The organism is Rhodococcus globerulus (assembly GCF_019334125.1).
Taxonomy (GTDB): Bacteria; Actinomycetota; Actinomycetes; order Mycobacteriales; family Mycobacteriaceae; genus Rhodococcus_F; species Rhodococcus_F globerula.
Window position 1 is genome coordinate 6,368,222 of the sequence record NZ_CP079698.1, and the last position, 19,268, is coordinate 6,387,489.

Here is a 19,268-nt window from a genome sequence, read left to right on the forward strand (position 1 = left end):
CCTAGAATCAATTGAGGACCGTTACAGTCCTCAATCTCTGCGACACTGAATTTCATGAAGGAGACATCAGCTCGTCTACTGCGGTTGCTGTCACTACTCCAGACCCGTCGAGACTGGTCCGGCGCCGAACTCGCAGACAAGCTTGCAATCACACCGCGCACCGTTCGCCGCGACGTCGACCGCCTACGCGACCTCGGATATCCGGTGGACGCGACGGTGGGTGTCGGTGGTGGATACCGTCTCGGCGCCGGGGCCGAGATGCCTCCCCTTCAACTCGACGACGAAGAAGTACTTGCGGTGGCGTTGTCATTGCAGTCCGGCGCCACCGGCTCGGTGGTCGGCATCGGCGAGGCCTCGATGCGTGCTCTTGCCAAGCTCCGCCAGATCATGCCGCCCCGGCTGCGCTATCGCTTGGAATCGCTGCAGATCGATGTGGTGCCGCGTGAACCGGCCACGAGCGCAGTGGACGCGTCCGTCCTGTCCGCCATCGCATCGGTGTGCCACAACCACGAGCGACTTCGGTTCGACTACGCCACCCATGACGGCACGCAGAGCCGCCGCGAAGTGGAGCCGTACCGCCTCGTGCGGTCGGGCGTGCGGTGGTACCTGGTGGCGTGGGATCTCTCACGGGAAGACTGGCGGTCATTTCGCGTCGACCGAATGGAACCCAAGATTCCTACCGGACCACGTTTTTCGCCTCGAGAGCTACCTCAGGGCGGGGCAGCGGAATTCGTGTCCCGAGGAGTCGCCCGCGCCTTTTCGTCCACGCGCGCAACAGTTCTGCTCCATGCGCCCATCGAACAGATCGCGCCGATGGTCAGCGATCAGTGGGGATCAGTGGAATCCGACGGCGAAAATCGCTGCGTCATAGCACTTTCCGGAAATTCACTGCGCTCCGTCGCACAATGGCTGCGGGCCTTCGAGGTGGACTTCACAGTGCTGAATCCACCCGAACTACGCGCGGAATGTCGAATAATCGCCGAGGAGCAGGCTGTGATCACCGCCCGCTATCGTAATGCCTGACAACACTTTTCATTCGGATACAACAAAACCCCAACCCAAAAAGAGTTGAGGTTTTGTCGAGTACGTCATGCGCCGGTTGCCCGGCTCACATGGACGTCTTAGACGACGGTAACGCCGGTGGCCTGCGGGCCCTTGTTGCCCTGACCGATCTCGAACGCAACACGCTGGTTCTCCTCGAGCGTGCGGAAGCCGCCGCTCTGGATCTCGGAGTAGTGAACGAAGACGTCAGCGCTGCCGTCTTCGGGAGCAATGAAGCCGAACCCCTTCTCGGAGTTGAACCACTTCACGATGCCCTCTGCCATGTAAATCTCCTCTAACACAGTGTCTACAGGCTGTCACTGCGACCGCCCGGGTCACTTACTACGACCGTTCTGAGACAAATCCGTGGAGGATGTCCAAACGCTCGCAACTTAACCATTTGCGAGCGTGGAAACACAAACACAAACACTTACGACCAACACAAGTAGATCATAGATCCTCGACTTTGTCTCGCTCGAGTGTCAGATCACAGCCCAGCCCATTGACAGTCATACCCCCTGGGGGTACCTTGAATCTCGAAGCGATACCTACACGGGGTATCCGTACAATAGAGCCAGTCAACCGAAGGGATCTCCCATGACCACCGCCGAATACACCGTTTCCGGAATGACCTGCGGACACTGCGTCGGATCCGTCAAGGAAGAGATCGGCAACATCGCCGGAGTGACCGCCGTCGACGTCGATCTGGCCAGCGGCCGCGTCAGCGTCACGAGTGACGCACCCGTATCCGCAACCGACATCGCCGCGGCAGTCGACGAAGCCGGCTACGCCGTCGTAGACAGCTGACGGCCATGCGCACATCGGCAACACTTGCCGCCTACGCCGGAGGCCTTGTCGTCGTATTCGGCGCCGCCTTCGGAGTGGGGGCGGCAGTCGGAAACCCCGTCGAGAGCCCGAGCCACGCGCCGGCGTCCAGCACATCGAACACGCCCGCACCCCATGAGGAAGGTCACCGATGAGTACACCCACCACCGTCGGTAGCGTCGAACTCGCCATCACGGGAATGACCTGCGCGTCGTGCGCCGCTCGAATCGAGAAGAAACTCAACAAGATCGACGGCGTCAGTGCCACGGTCAACTACGCCACGGAGAAGGCCAAGGTCTCGTACCCCGACACCGTCGGGGTAGATGAACTGCTCGCCACCGTAGAAAATGCGGGCTACTCGGCAGCGCTCCCCACGCCGCCTGCCAGCACCGCCGACGCAGACGTGGAGACCCCACAGGATCGTGACCTCCGCGAACTGCGCGCCCGGCTGATCGTCTCGACCCTACTCTCGGTTCCCGTCATCGCGATGGCGATGATCCCCGCACTTCAGTTCACGAACTGGCAATGGCTCTCCCTCACACTGGCGGCCCCTGTCATCGTCTGGGCGGCTCTGCCTTTCCATCGCGCCGCCTGGATCAACCTCCGGCACGGCGCAGCCACGATGGACACCCTCATCTCCATCGGCACCATTGCCGCGTTCCTGTGGTCGCTGTACGCGCTGTTCTTCGGCACAGCCGGCGAAGCCGGGATGAAACACGCGTTTTCGCTCACCGTCGACCGAATGGACGGCACCGCCAACATTTATCTCGAGGTCGCCGCAGGTGTGATCACCTTCGTGTTGGCCGGACGCTACTTCGAGCACAAGTCCAAGCGCACCTCGGGTGCGGCGCTGCGTGCACTCATGGAACTCGGCGCAAAAGACGTTGCAGTCCTGCGAGACGGTGCCGAGGTCAGAATCCCGGCCGAAGATCTTGTCACCGGCGACGTCTTCATCGTCCGCCCAGGTGAGAAGATCGCCACCGACGGAGTCATCACCGAAGGCCGCTCCGCCGTAGACCTGAGCATGCTGACCGGCGAATCGGTGCCCGAGGAGGTAGGCGTCGGCGACAGCGTTGTCGGAGCCACCGTTAACGTAGGCGGCACCCTGTCCGTCCGGGCCACCCGAGTCGGCAGCGACACGCAACTCGCCCAAATGGCAGCACTTGTCGAAGACGCACAGAACGGTAAGGCTGACGTTCAGCGTCTCGCCGATCGCATTGCGGGCATCTTTGTTCCGATTGTCATCGCGATTGCCGTTGCCACACTGGGTTACTGGCTCGGTAGCGGCAACGGAATCGAGATGGCGTTCACCGCGGCCGTCGCCGTCCTGATCATCGCCTGCCCCTGTGCGCTCGGATTGGCAACACCCACCGCACTGTTGGTCGGCACCGGTCGAGGCGCCCAGATGGGAATCCTGATCAAGGGCCCCGAAGTGCTGGAATCGACTCGCGCAGTGGACACCATCGTCCTCGACAAGACCGGCACCGTCACCACCGGCCAGATGACTCTGCTCGACACCATCGCAGCCGACGGAACGAGTATCGATGACGTCTTGCGTTTGGCGGGCGCTCTCGAACATCGCTCCGAGCACCCGATTGCTGCGGCAATTGCCAAGGGTGCCAAGGAAACCGTGGGCGAACTTCCCGCGGTCTCCGACTTCGTGAACGTCGCCGGACGAGGCGTTCAGGGAATGGTCGACGGCCACGCTGTAGTAGCCGGCCGTGAGGCGTTGCTCGAAGACTGGGCTATGACGTTGCCCGAGAACCTGCGGGCTGCAAAGACCGAAGCAGAAAAGGCGGGCCGCACCGCCATCGCAGTCGGCTGGGACGGAGCGGCACGCGGCGTCCTCGTGATAGCCGACGCCGTCAAGGACACCAGCGCCGAGGCGATAGCGCAGTTGAAGGCACTCGGCCTCGAACCGATCCTACTGACAGGCGACAACAAGACCGTCGCCCGGACCGTCGCAGACCAGGTGGGCATCAGCACCGTATTTGCCGAGGTCATGCCAGCCGACAAGGTCGACGCCGTCAAGAAACTGCAGGCGGAGGGACGCGTCGTGGCCATGGTCGGCGACGGCGTCAACGACGCGGCGGCTTTGGCTCAGGCCGATCTCGGTCTGGCGATGGGTACCGGCACCGATGTCGCAATCGAAGCCAGCGACATCACACTGGTTCGCGGTGACCTTCGCTCGGCAGCGGATGCAATCAGGTTGTCTCGCAAGACACTGAAAACAATCAAGGGCAACCTGTTCTGGGCCTTTGCCTACAACACGGCAGCTATCCCCCTCGCGGCGGCGGGACTGCTGAACCCGATGCTGGCCGGTGCCGCGATGGCATTCAGCAGCGTGTTCGTGGTGAGCAACAGCCTGAGGCTGCGCCGGTTCAAGTAAGGGGCCTTCGGCCCCTGTGCGCCTTTTTGGTAGCGATGGCTATCAGAAAGGCGCACAGGGTTATTCGACTCCTGCCAAACGCACAAACGCCGCTGCGTCGAGCATCTCGCCACGCGTCTGCGGCTCGATTCCGGCAGCAAGGAGCCTGCGCTCCGCTTCAGCCGGCGAACCCGCCCAACCACTGAGTGCTGCTCGCAAGGTCTTGCGACGCTGAGCAAAAGCTGCGTCGATCGCGGCAAAAACACGCTTGCGGTGCTGCTCGTCCATCGGCCACGGCGGCTCGGCGTAACGGTCGATCCGTACCAGACCGGACTCCACCTTGGGCGCCGGCCAGAACACATTGCGACCCACGGCGCCGGCACGGCGGACCTCACCGAAGAAATTGGCCTTGACGCTCGGGACGCCGTAGATCTTGCTTCCCGGATCAGCAGCCAGGCGATCAGCGACCTCGGCTTGCACCATCACCAGCGCGGTACGCAGGCTCGGCAGCGACGCGAACAGGTGCAGCAGCACCGGCACCGCCACGTTGTACGGAAGGTTCGCGACCAGAGCCGTCGGCTCCCCCGGGATCTGCGACGGCAACACGCGCATGGCGTCGGCCTCCACAACCGTCAGACGATCTGCCAGTTCAGGAGCGCGCTCGGACACCGTCTTGGGCAGACGAGCCGCCAGATTCGGATCGATCTCCACCGCGATGACACGGTCCACGACGTCCATCAAGGCCATGGTCAGTGAGCCGAGACCTGGTCCGACCTCGAGAACCACGTCGTCTCGTGTGACGCCGGCGGTAGTGACGATACGTCGCACGGTGTTGGCGTCGTGAACGAAGTTCTGCCCCAACTGCTTTGTGGGGCGCACACCGAATTCCTCGGCAAGAGCGCGCACCTCGGCCGGGCCGAGCAGCGCTGCCTGCCCGCGAGGGGTGGCGATGGGTTGGTTCGATTCGGCGTCTGACACAGGTAAGAACTTAACCCAGTCCGAGACGACCCGAGCACGACGGCCATGCGCCCCAGCCCTGGGTACGCTGGGTTTGCGTGGCAATGGCGATCTGCTCCTCGCGGGTCGCGAGGTCGGCGCGGGCAGCGTACTTGAGCCCGCCCTGTCGTTCCCAGGTGTTCTGGTCGAACTGCACGCCGCCGTAGAAACCGTTGCCGGTGTTGATAGCCCAGTTGCCGGTGGCCTCACACTGAGCGAGCGCATCCCACGTGCTGCCGTTCTCGACCGGCGGCACCTCGGTGCCCGGCTTGGTACCGACGCGGACAACCTTGGGTTGCGCGGGTGTGGTGATCGTCTCGGCAACAGGCGTGCGACCGGTTTCGACACCGTTGACCAGATTGACCGCAAATGTGACGTCACGAACGCCGGGCACTCCCGGGTTCTCGACGATCGTTCGGCTCTGATTCATGGTCGGATCCTCGATGCGCTGATCCGGCGGATCGAGCGGCAAGGTCTCCACTCGGCTTTCGGTGATATTGCGCGTCACCGTGATCTCGAGGCCTTCGGTGAGCGGCGCATCTGCTGCGGGAACAACGGTGTCCGCAGCTGCGAGCGGAGTTCCGTTGGCGGTCAAGAACTCACCGACAGTGGGAGCTGCGAGCCGGACATCCGTCGTCGCATGTGCTCCGTCAGTCAGCTTTGCGACAACAGGCGTGAGGACATCGAGCGCTGCGCCGTCCAACGGAAGACGCTGCGAACGTGAAGCCGAAACATGAACATCTGCAGCAACATCGAGTTGCTTCAAGGCATCTTCGACTGTGAGAGCTGTTGTCCACACGGACTTCTGCTGACCGTCGACCGTCAAGGTGATCTCGCGCGCACGACGCAGCACGACGGTGTCACCGTCGGACACGGACGCGTCCGATGCCGGTGCAACAGCGTCCTTGTCACCGATCGAATAGCCCGCATCTTCGAGAATGCCGTCGACGTTGCTCGCCATGGTGCTCAGGCGAATCTGCTCACCGTCGACATCGAGAGTGATGGTCTTGTGGTTGACCACAGCCAGAATTCCACCGGCCACCAGCGTGAGAAGCAACGCGGCGATCATCGAATACAACAGCGGTGATCGCGTCGAGTTGAGCTTCGCAAGCGGTGACATAGGTTCCTGACTTCTGGTCCGGGGTCAGTGCGCGGTTAGCGCAGACCCAATTTGCTTGTGCACGAAGGCCATGCGCCCCAGCCCTGACCGGCGCGAACCTTCTCGCCGATCGCGATCTGCTGCTCACGGGTTGCGAGGTCGGCACGCGATGCGTACTCGCCACCGCCGAATGCCTGCCAGGTGCTCTGGGTGAATTGCAATCCGCCGTAGAAACCATTGCCAGTGTTGATCGCCCAGTTGCCGGTGGCCTCACACTGCGCAATCGCATCCCAGGTCGCCGCATTGGAAATTGCCGGTACCGCAGGCTCTTTGGTGCCGACCTTCACTACCGCGGCAACAGGTTCCTTGACCACGGTCGCAGAAAGCTCAGTACGCGCTGCCTCGACACCATTGACGGTCTTGACCTCGATGGTCGCCGTGCGCTCACCGGGAACTCCCGGGTTTTCGACGACGGTCGAGTCCTTCTCGAGCGACGGATCGTCGATCTTGTTCTCCGGCGCGGGAATCGGCTGGTTCTCGACACGGGTGTCGGTGCGCGACCGGGTAATTTCGACGGTGAGCCCGTCAGTGACAGGAGTCTCGGCGGGCGGAACAACGGTATCGGCCTGCTCGAGCGGAGCATTGCGTGCGGCCAGAAGATCACCGACAGTAGCGGCGGCAAGCTTGATTTCCGTAGCGGGCGCACCGCCGTCCGCAACGTTGACAACCTTGGGGCTGATCACGTCGAGTTCCGTGCGTTCGAGCGGCAAACGATGCGAGCGTGACGCCGATACGGCAAAGTCGTCGGCCACGTCGAACTGCTTCAACGCTTCGTCCACGGTCAGCGCGGTGGTCCACACCGTCTGCTGCTTGCCGTCGACGGTCAAGTCCAGCTCGCGTGCGCGTCGCAGAACGACAGTGTCTCCGTCGGCCAGGGAGGCGTCGGAACTGGGCGCAAGTGTGTCCTTCGGATCCACCTCGTATCCGGCCTTGTCCAAAGCGCCACCGACGCTGCTCGACATGGTGGACAGCGAGATCATCTCGCCGTCGACGTCGAGCGTGATCGTCTTGTGCTGAACCACCACGAGCAGCCCACCGACAACAAGCGTCAGGAGCAGCGCCGCCACCATCGAATAGAGAAGTGGTGACTTCGTGGAGTTGATCTTGGCAAAAGGCGACACAGGAAATCCCAAGGCAGACGACGTTCGATCACAATACGGTAACGGCCACACACCGCTTCGGCAACCAAACGGTCACGAATTGCGACTTTTGTCACGGAATAAACACGGCGTGTCGCAGGTCGGTAACTTTTTACCTCAGTTAACGGTGTACCGATTCAGCGCGGCGCGCAGTATGTTCTCGTCTGGTCATAAGCAGTCCGGCGATCCCGGGCGTGACATACGAAAGCTGGGCGAGAGTGCGAAGAAAAGTCGACAAACCCCGTAACCCGAGGTGGCCGATCCTGGCCATCCTTCTGGCGCTCATCGCAGCGCTGTTCGCTCCAGGCATCGCGTCGGCGCAGCCGGGCCGGACGTACATCATCGCCACCGACGTCACGTTCGCCCCGTTCGAATTCGAGGACGAAAACGGCAATCTCACCGGCATCGACATGGAACTGATCCGGGCCATCGCCGAGGATCAGGGATTCAACGTCGAGATCAAGCAATTGGGATTCGACGCAGCTCTGCAAGCAGTCCAGGCCGGCCAGGCAGACGGCGTCATCGCCGGCATGTCGATCACCGACGCCCGCAAGCAGGTCTTCGACTTCTCCGACCCGTACTTCGAGTCGGGCGTGCAGATGGCAGTGCTCGAATCGAACAACGACGTCAAGTCCTACGAGGACCTGAAGGGCAAACGCGTCGCCGTCAAGAACGGCACCGAAGGCGCCACGTTCGCCGAATCCATCAAGGATCAATACGGATTCACGACTGTCTACTTCGCTGACTCCGCCAGCATGTACGACGAGGTCCGCACGGGTAACTCCGTCGCCGTGTTCGACGACTACCCCGTGCTGGCCTACGGCATCACCCAGGGCAACGGACTCAAAACCGTGACCGAGAAGGAAGCCGGCGCAAGCTACGGCTTTGCCGTCAACAAGGGCCAGAACGCCGAACTGCTCGAGATGTTCAACGCCGGACTTGCGAACCTGCAGGACAGCGGCGAGTACGACGAGATCCTCTCGCAGTTCCTCGGCCAGGACGCCACGTCGTCCGACAACTCCATCATCGGGCTGATCAAGAGCACCTACCCACAACTGCTCAAAGGTCTGTGGCTGACCATCGTTCTGTCGGTCGTCTCGATCGCGATCGCTCTTGTCCTGGGTGCGATCTTCGGACTCTGCCGCGTATCGACAAACATCGTCGTCCGCGGAATCGGTACCGCCTACGTCGATATCTTCCGTGGCACGCCGCTTCTGGTGCAAGCGTTCTTCATCTACTTCGGCATCCCGGCCGCTCTGCACTTCCAGATGTCGGCATTCACCGCCGGTGTCATCACGCTCTCGCTCAACGCCGGCGCCTACATGGCCGAGATCGTGCGCGGCGGAATCCTGGCCGTCGACAAGGGCCAGATGGAGGCATCACGCAGCCTCGGCATCAGCTACATGAAGACAATGCGGAAAGTCATCATGCCGCAGGCAATTCGCACGATGATCCCGTCGTACATCAACCAGTTCGTCATCACCCTCAAGGACACGTCGATCCTGTCGGTCATCGGACTGGCCGAGCTCACTCAGACCGGGCGCATCATCATCGCGCGCAACTTCCAGTCCTTCAACATGTGGCTGATCATCGGCGCCATGTACTTCATCATCATCATGGCGCTCACCAAGTTCTCGAACCGCCTCGAAAAGAGGATCAACAAGTGACCGAAACAGCCGTCAACATGAGCAAGCCAGACACCGAAATCAAGATCGAAGTCAAGGGACTGAAAAAGTCGTTCGGCGACAACGAGGTCCTCAAAGGCCTCGACGTCGACATCAAGAACGGCGAAGTGGTGTGCGTCATCGGGCCGTCCGGATCGGGCAAGTCCACCTTCCTACGCTGCCTCAACCGCCTCGAGGACATCACCGCAGGCACCGTGCGCGTCGACCAGTTCGACCTGACGGACAAGAACGTCGATATCGACAAAGTGCGCCAACACATCGGCATGGTGTTCCAGCACTTCAATCTCTTCCCCCACATGACCGTCATCGAAAACGTGATGCTCGCTCCGATCCAGACGGGCCGTTCCACCAAGGAACAGGCACGTGAGATCGCGGCGAAACTGCTAGGTCAGGTTGGTCTCGCCGAGAAGGCCGACGCCAAGCCCGCGAGTCTGTCCGGCGGTCAGAAGCAGCGTGTTGCCATCGCCCGCGCACTCGCCATGAGCCCGGACATCATGCTCTTCGACGAGGCCACCAGCGCCCTCGACCCCGAAATGGTGGGCGAGGTTCTGCAGGTGTTGCGCGACCTCGCGAAGCAGGGCATGACCATGGTCGTCGTGACCCACGAAATGGGATTCGCGCGCGAGGTATCCGATCGCGTCATCTTCATGGCCGACGGCTACATCGTCGAGGAAGGGAAGCCGGAAAACCTGTTCGGCAATCCGCAGCAGAAGCGCACCCAGGATTTCCTGGGGAAGGTGCTTTAGGGGCTCCGCCCCTGTGCGCCTTTCCGGTAGCGCCGACTACCGGACAGGCGCACAGGGGGTGGCCAACTCGACGACCACACCGGTCTCGATCCGGTTCTGTGGACCGACGTCGAAATCACCGAACCTCCGGAACCACCGAGGACTCGCAGCGACCCGTCGATAGGTCTCACTGCCTGCGACGGGCAACCACACGCGTGGACTTCCGACTTCCTCGTACGTCGTCGTGACCACGAGAATCCCGAGGACTACGCCTGCGGTCCTAACTCCTGACGCCGGCATCCCGCCGTGAACCCAACCGTCGAACCTGCCGGTGTCGGCGCGCGGAGTCAGCGTCCACGAACACTCGTCTCCGACAACCGGATATGGCCCGCAACATTCGATTTCACCCATGTCGATGTGAACGGTGAGGATCTCGACCGAGGATTCCACCGGAGTCGGCTCGGTGTAGCTGTGCGCCCTCACGTCCTCGCAGGAACAGCCAACTCAACGACGACGGCCGTCTCCATCGACCCACGGCTACCGGCAACCAGCGAAGACACGCCACAAAAATATCTCGGGACTTTCTCGACGCGAACGTGATCGATGCTCCCCGGCACCAACGCCCAATGCCCCGACCCTTGTTCGAGAAATTCGCCACGCTCGAGTCTGATCGAGAGAACGGTCCCTGCCGTGCGTTCTAAATCTGGATAGATACCGCCGTGGACCGACCCGTCGAACCACTGCCCGTCCAACCACAGCGAGTCACGCATCGGGCGCAAAGCCCACGAAGATTCTTCGCCGACAACGGGCAGCGGCGCACAGCACTCGAATTCCCACGTTTCGATGCGGACTGTGACGACGTCGTAGGGATAGATGTCGTCGGGATAGATGTAGTCATTCATCTGAATACTCCGCGCAGTAGACGGGCCGGGACACGACGGTCCCGGGCGCGGAGTTACCTGTCAGCTCAGAATAGCGCTCAGAGCTTGTAGACCCGCTCCGCTGTCGCCGTCGACGCCGCTGCCAGAGCCTCCGGATCCTCGCCGCGGATATCGGCCAATGCGCGCACGGTGTACGGGAGGCAGTACGACTCGTTGGGGGCGCCACGGAACGGATGGGGCGTCAGGAACGGCGCATCCGTTTCGACGATCAGCTGATCCGACGGCACCAATAGCGCAGCCTCGCGGAGAGCCTTCGCATTCTTGAAACTCACGGTTCCCGAAAAACTGAGCACGTACCCGGCGTCGATGCATGCCCGCGCCATCTCCGAATCCGAGGAGAAGCAGTGGAACACCACTGTCTCCGGCGCGCCTTCCTCGTTCAGCACCCGCAGCAAGTCCTGGTCGGCTTCGCGGTTGTGAATCATCAGCGTCTTGCCCAACCGCTTCGCCAGATCGATGTGCCACCGGAAACCGTCGACCTGTTCCTCGATGGTGGCGCACCCATCGAGCTTGCCGGGCCAGTAAAGGTCGAGGCCCGTCTCCCCCACGGCGACGACCCGCGGATCCGACGCCAACCGCTCGATCTCGGCGCGAGTATCGGCGTCGAGAACGTTCGCCCTGGTCGGGTGGATTGCGACGGCGGCGTAAACCCTCGAATCCCAGTTCGCAGCGTCGACGGCAAAGCGGGCGGCGTCGAGGTCGTCGGCCACCGTCACGACCCGCCCGACGCCGACGGCCTCGGCTCGGTCGACTATTTCGGCCACGCTCGCAGCGTCATGCGCGCCACACGCGTCGAGGTGCGTATGGGCGTCGATCAGAGGCGACAAGGGCTCAGGGGCATCGGGGGCGGGACGGTCTTTGCTCACGCCCGATAGAGTAAGCCCACCATGACTGTGCCTGCCTCACCCTCCCAGACCCCGCGCCCGGACTCCGCTGCCCCGGAAGGCGCGGAACGATCGCCGTTCTACATCACGACAGCGATCGCGTATCCCAATGGCGCTCCGCACATCGGCCACGCGTACGAGTACATCTCCTCGGACGCGCTCGCCCGCTTCAAGCGTTTGGACGGACATGAAGTGTTCTTCATGACCGGTACCGACGAGCATGGTCTGAAGATGCAGCAGACAGCGATCAAAGAGGGTATCGACGTTCGGGAACTCGCGGCTCGGAACTCCGACGTGTTCCAGAACCTCGACAAGGTCCTGAACATCTCGTACGACCGGTTCATCCGCACCACGGACGCTGATCACCAGGTCGCCAGCAAGGCGATCTGGGAGAAGATGGCCGCATCCGGCGACATCTACCTCGACACGTACTCGGGTTGGTACTCGGTTCGGGACGAGGCCTTCTACACCGAAGCCGAGACCACGCTTCTGGAGGACGGCACCCGCCAGTCCACCGAGACCGGCACCCCCGTGGAGTGGACCGAGGAGTCCAACTACACGTTCCGTCTCTCGGCGTACGAGGAGCGGTTAGTCGCGCTGTACGAAGAGCACCCCGAGTTCATCGCCCCCACGACACGCCGAAACGAGATCGTCAGCTTCGTCAAGAGCGGCCTCAAGGACATCTCGATCTCGCGCACCACGTTCGACTGGGGCGTCAAGGTTCCGGGCGATCCGGACCACGTCATGTACGTCTGGGTAGACGCCCTCACCAACTACCTGACGGGCGTCGGATACCCGAACGCCGACTCGGAGGAGTTCAAGAAGTTCTGGCCCGCAAGCCTGCACATCATCGGCAAGGACATCACGCGGTTCCACACCGTCTACTGGCCGGCGTTCCTCATGTCCGCGGGCATCGAGCTGCCGGAGCGGGTCTTCGTTCACGGCTTCTTGTACAACAAGGGCGAGAAGATGTCGAAGTCGGTCGGCAACGTCGTCGACCCCATCGCCATGGTCGATCAGTACGGCCTCGACGCAGTCCGCTTCTTCCTGCTCCGTGAGATCTCGTACGGCCAGGACGGCAGCTACAGCCACGAAGCGATCGTGACTCGCATGAATGCTGATCTCTCGAACGAACTCGGCAATCTCGCGCAACGTTCGCTGACGATGGTCGCGAAGAACTGCGACGCCCAGGTACCCACCCCCGGTGAGTTCACCGAGGACGACCTGGCGATGCTGGCGTCGGCGGACGCCTTGCTCACCAAGTGCCGCAGCGAGTTCGACGTGCAGGCTCTACACCTCGCGCTGGAAGCCATCTGGGGCGTGCTCGGCGAGACCAACCGGTACTTCTCCAAGCAAGAACCGTGGGTCCTGCGCAAGACCGATCCGGCACGTATGGCAACCGTCCTCTACGTGACGATCGAAGTGGTCCGTATCGTCGGCATTCTCGTTCAGCCGGTCATGCCCGACGCGGCGTCGCGGATCCTCGATCTGCTTGGGCAGAGCGAAGAGAGCCGTCAATTCACCGACATCGCGGTACGCATCGACGCGAACCGTAAACTGCCTGCTCCGGCACCCGTTTTCCCTCGTTTCGTCGACGAGTGACGTAGCCGTGTGACGCCTTTCGTGGGGTCCGCCGCATCTGGCCTGAGCCAGTTGTGTCGGACCCCACGTGCACACTGCGTCCATGACACCCGATAGAACATACTTTCGAGCCGCTGCCTCCTCGCAGACGCTGCCATGGAACGGAACCCGCGTGTCCTCTCACGAAGTCAGTCCTCAATCTGTCGCAGCTGCCGAGGCCTTGATCACCGAACTTGCCGGCGTCTACGAACGAGGGTGGCAACCTGCCGATCTTGTTCACCTTGCCCGTCGCAGCAAAGATCCCTCGAACGCCGATCTTGTTGCCACCGCCGTCCTACTCGACGCCGCCCGAACCAGGGCCGCCGACCGCGCACCCCTCGAATGGGTTGGGCAACTTGCGTCTATTCGGGAGCAGTTCCCCAATGCCGATCGCATCGCGTCACGAATCACTCTGGACGAGGACGTTTTTCGATCCCTCGCGGCCGGACTCCTGTTCGAAGATCCCTATTTCCTCGTCTCCCAAATTGCCGAGGTAGCGCTGCACTGGACGCGACTCGCGCCGTGGAATCTGTTGCTCGCGCCGCCGTCTACCTGGCCGCCGCAGCGCACCGACACGAGTTACGCGGGCACTGGCGCTGAAGTTGACGCCAAGGTACTCAAGCGAATTCGTGGATTACTCGCCAAAGCCGAGGCCACCAACTTCGCCGAAGAAGCCGAATCATTCACCGAGAAGGCGCAGGAGTTGATGACGCGGTACGCCATCGATGCGGCACTTCTGCACAATCGCACCGGCATCACCGATACCGCCGTCAACGGGCGTCGCATCTACCTCGACAACCCCTACGTGAAAGAGAAAGTCCATCTCCTCACTGCAATCGGTGATTCCAACCGCGTGCGCGCCGTGTGGTTCAGCGAGGTGTCCATCGCGACCGTCATCGGCACGCCCGTCGATCTCCAACAGGTCGACATGCTCTTCACGTCGCTACTCGTGCAGGCAACCCGCGCAATGCAATTCGCCGACACCAGCAATCGCGGCGGCTCCAGAACCACGTCGTTCCGCAAGGGCTTCCTCACCGGGTTTGCCAATCGAATCGGTCAACGTCTCCGCGACGCCGGCACCAAAGCCACCGCAGAAGCCGCCGACGCCGCGTCGATGGATGTGGCCGATCTCCTGCCGATTCTCGCTACCACGTCGGCTGCCGTCGACACCGAATTCGATCGGTTGTTCCCGCGAACCCGCAAAGCTCGCGGACGGTCCGTCGACGCCGAAGGGTGGCACGCCGGCCAAGCGGCTGCCGACGACGCCAACCTCCGGCCGGGAGCACCGGCAGTGCGCCGTTAGCCCAGCGCTAGTCCTTACGAGCAGCCAGCACCGTTTCGTACAGTTCGCGCTTCGACACACCGGGGGTGGCGACGAGGGCGCACGCGTCTTTCAGACGTGCTCCGCCCTCGACCAGGCGTTCCACTTCCTCGACCAGATCGGCCGGATCGGAGGCCACCAGAACAGCACCTTCGAGCACTACTGTGATTTCGCCGCGCACACCTTCGGCAGCCCACGCGGCGAGTTCGCCGAGAGTTCCGCGCTTCACCTCTTCGTAGGTCTTGGTCAACTCGCGGCAAACGGCAGCGCGCCGGTCCGGGCCGAGCACCTCGACGGCGTCGGCCAGGCAATCGGCCAGGCGATGCGGCGCCTCGAAGAACACACACGCGCGCTGCTCGGTGAGCAGTCCCGCGAACCAGGTCTTGCGTTGTCCACCCTTGCGCGGCGGGAAACCGTCGAAGCAGAAGCGCTCGACGGGCAGCCCTGACAGCGCGAGGGCAGTAGTCACTGCGGACGGGCCAGGCAGGCAGGTGACCTTCAAGTTCTCAGCCACACATGCAGCAACAAGGCGGTATCCGGGATCACTGACCGACGGCATACCGGCGTCGGTCACCAGGAGGACGGTTTTGCCGTCGGCAACGTCGGCGACCAGCGCGGGAAGTCGCGCAATCTCCACCTGATCGTAGAAACTGACCACCTTTCCGGTGATCGTGACATCAAGTGCCGAGGCCAGCGACTTGGTGCGTCGGGTGTCCTCGGCCGCCACGACGTCGGCGGTTGCGAGAGCGTCGCGCAGACGCGGAGACGCGTCACCGACGTCTCCCATGGGTGTTGCGGCGAGTACCAAGCGACCAGTCATACCTGACAGCCTACGATTGCCGAGTGACTGTGCAGACGGACGAGCGGCCAACGCCCGCCAGTGGCGATCGGGTAGTGCGTAGTCCAGCGCCGCTCGTACCCGCCCCGGACTTCGGCCCCACGGACCGGTTGCGTGGCTGGATCGTCACCGCCGTGATCACCACGATCGCCGCAATCACCCGGTTCACGATGCTCGCCTATCCCACGGACGCCGGCACTCCCGTATTCGACGAGAAGCACTATGCGCCGCAAGGCTGGCAGGTGCTCACAGGCGGCGGGATCGAAGACAACCCCGGTTACGGATTGGTGGTGCACCCGCCGATCGGCAAGCAGATGATCGCAATCGGTGAAGCGATCTTCGGTTACAACGGCTGGGGTTGGCGGTTCTCGTCGGCACTGGTCGGAACCTTGATGGTGCTGCTGATCATTCGGATCGTTCGACGGATGACACGTTCGACGCTCATCGGCGCGATTGCCGGCATTCTGCTGATCGTCGACGGAGTCACGTTCGTCTCGTCCCGCCTGGGCATGCTCGACATTTTTCTCGCATTCTTTGTTCTCGCCGCGCTTGGCTGCCTGATCGTCGACCGTGACCAGGTTCGGCAACGGATGGCCACCGCTTACGCCGAGGGTCGGATCGGCGATTCCGAATGGGGTCCACGGCTCGGATTCCGGTGGTGGCGATTCGGCGCCGGCATCCTGCTCGGATTGGCCTGCGGCACCAAATGGTCCGGGATGTACTTCATCTTGTTCTTCGGACTCCTCAGCGTCGCGTTCGACCTGTCCGCACGCCGCGCCTACCGTGTGCAGCGGCCATGGTTCGGCACCGCGATCCGCGACATCGGCCCCGCTCTGTACGCGTTGGTCGTCATCCCGATCGGCGTCTACCTGGCCAGCTACTGGGCCTGGTTTGCGAGCGAGACGGGCGTCGATCGCCATGCCGTCGGCAACGAGATCGGCGAGGGCGGAACGTGGAGTTTCATACCGTCGGCGCTGCGTTCCCTCTGGTACTACAGCGGCAACGTGCTCACCTTCCACTCGAGCCTGACGAACTCCGCGGGCAACCACCACCCGTGGGAATCGAAACCCTGGACGTGGCCCATGGGTCTTCGTCCGATGCTCTACTACTACGCCGACGGCGAGCAGGTGACGGGCTGTGGGGCGGCCACCTGCGTCAAGGCGATCATGCTGATCGGCACGCCGGCGATGTGGTGGCTGGCGCTGCCCATGTTGGCGTGGGCGATCTGGAAGACGTTCGTTCGGCGTGACTGGCGCTATGCCGTTGTTCTCACCGGATACGCCGCCGCCTACCTCCCCTGGTTCGCCACGATGGACCGTCAGATGTACTTCTTCTACGGCGTTGCGCTCGCACCGTTCATGGTCATGGGATTTGCGCTGACACTCGGTGACGTACTTGGCAAGGCAACGGATTCCGTCGAGCGACGCACCACGGGATTGCTCGCGGTCAGCCTGTACATCGGGCTGGTTGTCGCGAACTTCGTCTACCTGTGGCCCATCTTGACCGCGATGCCGATCACTCCGGAATCGTGGCAGAACCATCTGTGGTTGCCGAGCTGGAAATAGCTCAGGTATCGCGCCGAGCGCGAGTGCCTCGTCGGACCCGTCGGGTTTGGAGAAGCGCTCGTTTCTGTTCTCGGGCAGCGACGATGATCGGGTCGTGTGACAGATCTCGGTAGAGCGAGAAGCACAGGCCGATCATCACGACGACAAATGGCGCGGCCGCGATGATCGTCATCGTCTGCAAGCCCTCGAGCGCTTCGGAACCGCCGGTCCACAGCAATAGCGCCGCGGCGCCACCGGTCAACACACCCCAGAACACCACGACCCACCGACTCGGCTCGAGAGTTCCCCGCTGCGAGAGAGTGCCCATCACCATCGACGCGGCGTCTGCGCCCGAGACGAAGAACACCGCTACGAGCAGCATGACCAGGACGGTCGTGACGCCCGCGAGCGGGAGATTGTCGAGCATCCCGAACAACTGAGCTTCCTCGGAACCCCGGCTCGCGAGATCGATTCCGTCTCGCTCCTCACCGATCCCGGCACCGCCGAAGATCGAGAACCACAACAGACTCACCGTCGTCGGCACGACAATGACACCCACGATGAACTGACGGATAGTGCGCCCACGACTGATGCGCGCCAAGAACATTCCCACGAACGGTGTCCAGGACACCCACCAGGCCCAGTAGAAGATGGTCCAGGACGACAGCCACTCTCCTGTCTCGGGATTCGACGACGCTCCGGTCCTAGCCGACATCTGGGCGAGGTCCGACGCGTAGGCGCCGATGGTGGTGGGCAGAAGGTTGAGGATCAGTACTGTCGGGCCGAGTACGAACACGAAGAGCGCCAAGATCAACGCGAGCACCATGTTGATGTTCGACAACCACTGAATTCCCTTGGAAACGCCCGAGACTGCCGATGCGACAAAGGCCAGGGTCAACACCGCGACAATGGAAACGAGGAGGAAGACACTCACTTCTTGCATCCACCCGACCACCTGGAAACCCGAGCCGATTTGCAGGGCGCCGAGTCCCAGTGATGCGGCCGTGCCGAAGAGAGTCGCGAAGATGGCAAGAATATCGATGATCTTGCCGATCGGACCTTCAGCCCGACGCCCGAGCAGTGGGATGAAAGCCGAGCTGAAAAGCTGCTTGCGTCCACGCCGATACGATCCGTACGCAATGGCAAGGCCCACAACGGCATACATCGCCCAGGGATGAAGCCCCCAGTGGAACATGGTGGTTGCCATAGCGGTTCCGATACCGCCGTCGGTGCCAGGTGGTGGATTGACGTAGTGCGCCAATGGTTCGGCGACACCGAAGAACATCAGGCCGATTCCCATTCCGGCGCTGAACATCATCGCAATCCAACTGACGGTCCGGAACTCCGGTTTCTCACCATCCTTGCCGAGTGGAATGTCTCCGAACCGACTGACGGCGAGGTAGATGGAGAACAGCACAAAAGCCGACGCCGCGAGAACGAAGAGCCAGCCGATGTTGACGACGAGCCAGTCGAGAATGCTCCCCGTCACCGAGTTCAGATTGTCGGGGGCAACGAGGCCCCACACGAGAATTGCCAAAACCGCCACTGCCGTTACGGAAAAAACCACGTAATCGGTTCGCACACCTACTCGTGTGAACCCATTCGTCGGTCGGTCCTCGTTGGCACCGGAATTCTGCTCGGAAGGATCAGATTTCGTCACCATAGGACAATACGTTGGTCACTCGCGCGAACAAAAGCAATAGCGAAGGCGGGCCCGACACCTGCCGGACCCGCCCCGAAATACTCCTTACGCTGCGGTTTTCAACCAACCGTTGCCTTTGCCAATCAATCCGTCCACGCTGATGCGACCGGCTCCGATCGTGGCGATCAGCAGCGAGCCGACACCGAGCGCAAGTACCAGTTCGTAGCCACCCGCGTCGACAAAAATGCCGTTGCCCGAGTGGACGATGAAGAAGGCGCCCACCATGTCGAGGAACAGCAGCACACCGACAAGCGGAGTCAGCACGCCGGCAATGAGCAGGATTCCGCCGCCGAGTTCGATCGTGGCTGCAAGAATCGCCGACACCTTGGGCAGGGGCGCGCCCATCATTTCGAATGACGCCTGCGTTCCGGCGATCTTGTACGTGAAGAACTTCTGCCAACCGTGGGCGATGAAGATGATGCCAAGGCCGATGCGAGCGATGAGGAGTCCGAGGTCACGGACGATCGACGAATTCATGGT

General features: G+C 62.3%; 19 protein-coding genes. 9 read left to right on the plus strand and 10 right to left on the minus strand.

Features of this window, described 5'->3' with window-relative positions; translation table 11 throughout:
• Positions 1 to 54 precede the first annotated feature (54 nt).
• The gene (locus KYT97_RS28965; RefSeq protein WP_033234265.1) at positions 55 to 1,023 is read left to right on the plus strand and encodes a helix-turn-helix transcriptional regulator; all 969 of its coding nucleotides are present in this window, start codon (positions 55 to 57) and stop codon (positions 1,021 to 1,023) included.
• Between the two features lie 98 nt (positions 1,024 to 1,121).
• On the opposite strand, the gene KYT97_RS28970 is transcribed toward KYT97_RS28965, so the two are convergent.
• The gene (locus KYT97_RS28970) at positions 1,122 to 1,325 is read right to left on the minus strand and encodes a cold-shock protein (RefSeq protein WP_033234264.1); all 204 of its coding nucleotides are present in this window, start codon (positions 1,323 to 1,325) and stop codon (positions 1,122 to 1,124) included.
• 313 nt (positions 1,326 to 1,638) lie between these two features.
• Between KYT97_RS28970 and KYT97_RS28975 the strand changes: the two genes are divergently transcribed.
• Genes KYT97_RS28975 through KYT97_RS28985 form a run of 3 tightly spaced genes read left to right on the plus strand, consistent with a single transcriptional unit; the run spans position 1,639 to position 4,255 of the window.
• The gene (locus KYT97_RS28975; protein WP_033234263.1) at positions 1,639 to 1,848 is read left to right on the plus strand and encodes a heavy-metal-associated domain-containing protein; all 210 of its coding nucleotides are present in this window, start codon (positions 1,639 to 1,641) and stop codon (positions 1,846 to 1,848) included.
• Positions 1,849 to 1,853: 5 nt separating this feature from the next.
• A complete protein-coding gene (locus tag KYT97_RS28980) occupies positions 1,854 to 2,021 on the plus strand; it encodes a hypothetical protein (protein ID WP_155276682.1) in 168 nt (55 codons plus the stop codon).
• Positions 2,018 to 4,255 (plus strand): heavy metal translocating P-type ATPase, encoded by a 2,238-nt coding sequence (locus tag KYT97_RS28985; protein ID WP_141486339.1) that lies wholly within the window; start codon positions 2,018 to 2,020, stop codon positions 4,253 to 4,255. The genes KYT97_RS28980 and KYT97_RS28985 overlap by 4 nt, the downstream gene beginning before the upstream one ends.
• A 60-nt stretch (positions 4,256 to 4,315) precedes the next feature.
• Here KYT97_RS28985 and rsmA read toward each other — a convergent pair whose 3' ends face one another.
• From rsmA to KYT97_RS29000, 3 genes are read right to left on the minus strand one after another with little or no spacing between them, the layout of a single operon-like run.
• Positions 4,316 to 5,212: a 16S rRNA (adenine(1518)-N(6)/adenine(1519)-N(6))-dimethyltransferase RsmA gene (gene rsmA / locus KYT97_RS28990; protein WP_033234261.1), complete on the minus strand. Its 897-nt coding sequence runs from the start codon at positions 5,210 to 5,212 to the stop codon at positions 4,316 to 4,318.
• A 10-nt stretch (positions 5,213 to 5,222) separates the two neighbouring features.
• The gene (locus KYT97_RS28995; protein ID WP_033234260.1) at positions 5,223 to 6,350 is read right to left on the minus strand and encodes a resuscitation-promoting factor; all 1,128 of its coding nucleotides are present in this window, start codon (positions 6,348 to 6,350) and stop codon (positions 5,223 to 5,225) included.
• Between the two features lie 35 nt (positions 6,351 to 6,385).
• Positions 6,386 to 7,510, minus strand: a complete 1,125-nt coding sequence (locus tag KYT97_RS29000) for a resuscitation-promoting factor (RefSeq protein ID WP_095888450.1) — start codon at positions 7,508 to 7,510, stop codon at positions 6,386 to 6,388.
• Positions 7,511 to 7,746: 236 nt separating this feature from the next.
• On the opposite strand from KYT97_RS29000, the gene KYT97_RS29005 reads away from it, so the two are divergent.
• Both KYT97_RS29005 and KYT97_RS29010 read left to right on the plus strand, forming a co-directional pair.
• Complete coding sequence (locus KYT97_RS29005; RefSeq protein WP_051730475.1) at positions 7,747 to 9,195, plus strand: amino acid ABC transporter substrate-binding protein/permease; 1,449 nt, start codon at positions 7,747 to 7,749, stop codon at positions 9,193 to 9,195.
• A complete protein-coding gene (locus KYT97_RS29010; protein WP_080711718.1) occupies positions 9,192 to 9,959 on the plus strand; it encodes an amino acid ABC transporter ATP-binding protein in 768 nt (255 codons plus the stop codon). The genes KYT97_RS29005 and KYT97_RS29010 overlap by 4 nt, the downstream gene beginning before the upstream one ends.
• A 36-nt stretch (positions 9,960 to 9,995) precedes the next feature.
• Here KYT97_RS29010 and KYT97_RS29015 read toward each other — a convergent pair whose 3' ends face one another.
• From KYT97_RS29015 to KYT97_RS29025, 3 genes are all read right to left on the minus strand, one after another.
• A complete protein-coding gene (locus KYT97_RS29015) occupies positions 9,996 to 10,421 on the minus strand; it encodes a DUF6578 domain-containing protein (protein WP_141486340.1) in 426 nt (141 codons plus the stop codon).
• Positions 10,418 to 10,840 carry a DUF6578 domain-containing protein gene (locus KYT97_RS29020; RefSeq protein ID WP_245005957.1) on the minus strand — a complete coding sequence of 141 codons (423 nt, stop codon included), beginning with the start codon at positions 10,838 to 10,840 and terminating at the stop codon, positions 10,418 to 10,420. Before KYT97_RS29020 ends, KYT97_RS29015 begins: the two co-directional genes overlap by 4 nt.
• 77 nt (positions 10,841 to 10,917) lie before the next feature.
• Positions 10,918 to 11,745: a TatD family hydrolase gene (locus tag KYT97_RS29025; protein ID WP_033234256.1), complete on the minus strand. Its 828-nt coding sequence runs from the start codon at positions 11,743 to 11,745 to the stop codon at positions 10,918 to 10,920.
• Between the two features lie 21 nt (positions 11,746 to 11,766).
• Between KYT97_RS29025 and metG the strand changes: the two genes are divergently transcribed.
• Together metG and KYT97_RS29035 are read left to right on the plus strand one after the other, a co-directional pair.
• The gene (gene metG, locus KYT97_RS29030) at positions 11,767 to 13,365 is read left to right on the plus strand and encodes a methionine--tRNA ligase (RefSeq protein ID WP_219111434.1); all 1,599 of its coding nucleotides are present in this window, start codon (positions 11,767 to 11,769) and stop codon (positions 13,363 to 13,365) included.
• 151 nt (positions 13,366 to 13,516) lie between these two features.
• Entirely contained in the window at positions 13,517 to 14,686 is a 1,170-nt protein-coding gene (locus tag KYT97_RS29035; protein ID WP_245005958.1) for a DUF2786 domain-containing protein, read from the plus strand.
• A 7-nt stretch (positions 14,687 to 14,693) separates the two neighbouring features.
• Here KYT97_RS29035 and rsmI read toward each other — a convergent pair whose 3' ends face one another.
• Positions 14,694 to 15,524 (minus strand): 16S rRNA (cytidine(1402)-2'-O)-methyltransferase, encoded by an 831-nt coding sequence (rsmI, locus tag KYT97_RS29040; RefSeq protein ID WP_141486342.1) that lies wholly within the window; start codon positions 15,522 to 15,524, stop codon positions 14,694 to 14,696.
• Positions 15,525 to 15,547: 23 nt separating this feature from the next.
• On the opposite strand from rsmI, the gene KYT97_RS29045 reads away from it, so the two are divergent.
• Entirely contained in the window at positions 15,548 to 17,107 is a 1,560-nt protein-coding gene (locus tag KYT97_RS29045) for a dolichyl-phosphate-mannose--protein mannosyltransferase (protein WP_033234252.1), read from the plus strand.
• Position 17,108: 1 nt separating this feature from the next.
• Here KYT97_RS29045 and KYT97_RS29050 read toward each other — a convergent pair whose 3' ends face one another.
• Positions 17,109 to 18,749 (minus strand): BCCT family transporter, encoded by a 1,641-nt coding sequence (locus tag KYT97_RS29050; protein ID WP_045069245.1) that lies wholly within the window; start codon positions 18,747 to 18,749, stop codon positions 17,109 to 17,111.
• Positions 18,750 to 18,833: 84 nt separating this feature from the next.
• Positions 18,834 to 19,265, minus strand: coding sequence for a DoxX family protein (locus KYT97_RS29055; RefSeq protein ID WP_033234250.1), 432 nt, complete (start codon positions 19,263 to 19,265; stop codon positions 18,834 to 18,836).
• Between the last annotated feature and the right edge of the window lie 3 nt (positions 19,266 to 19,268).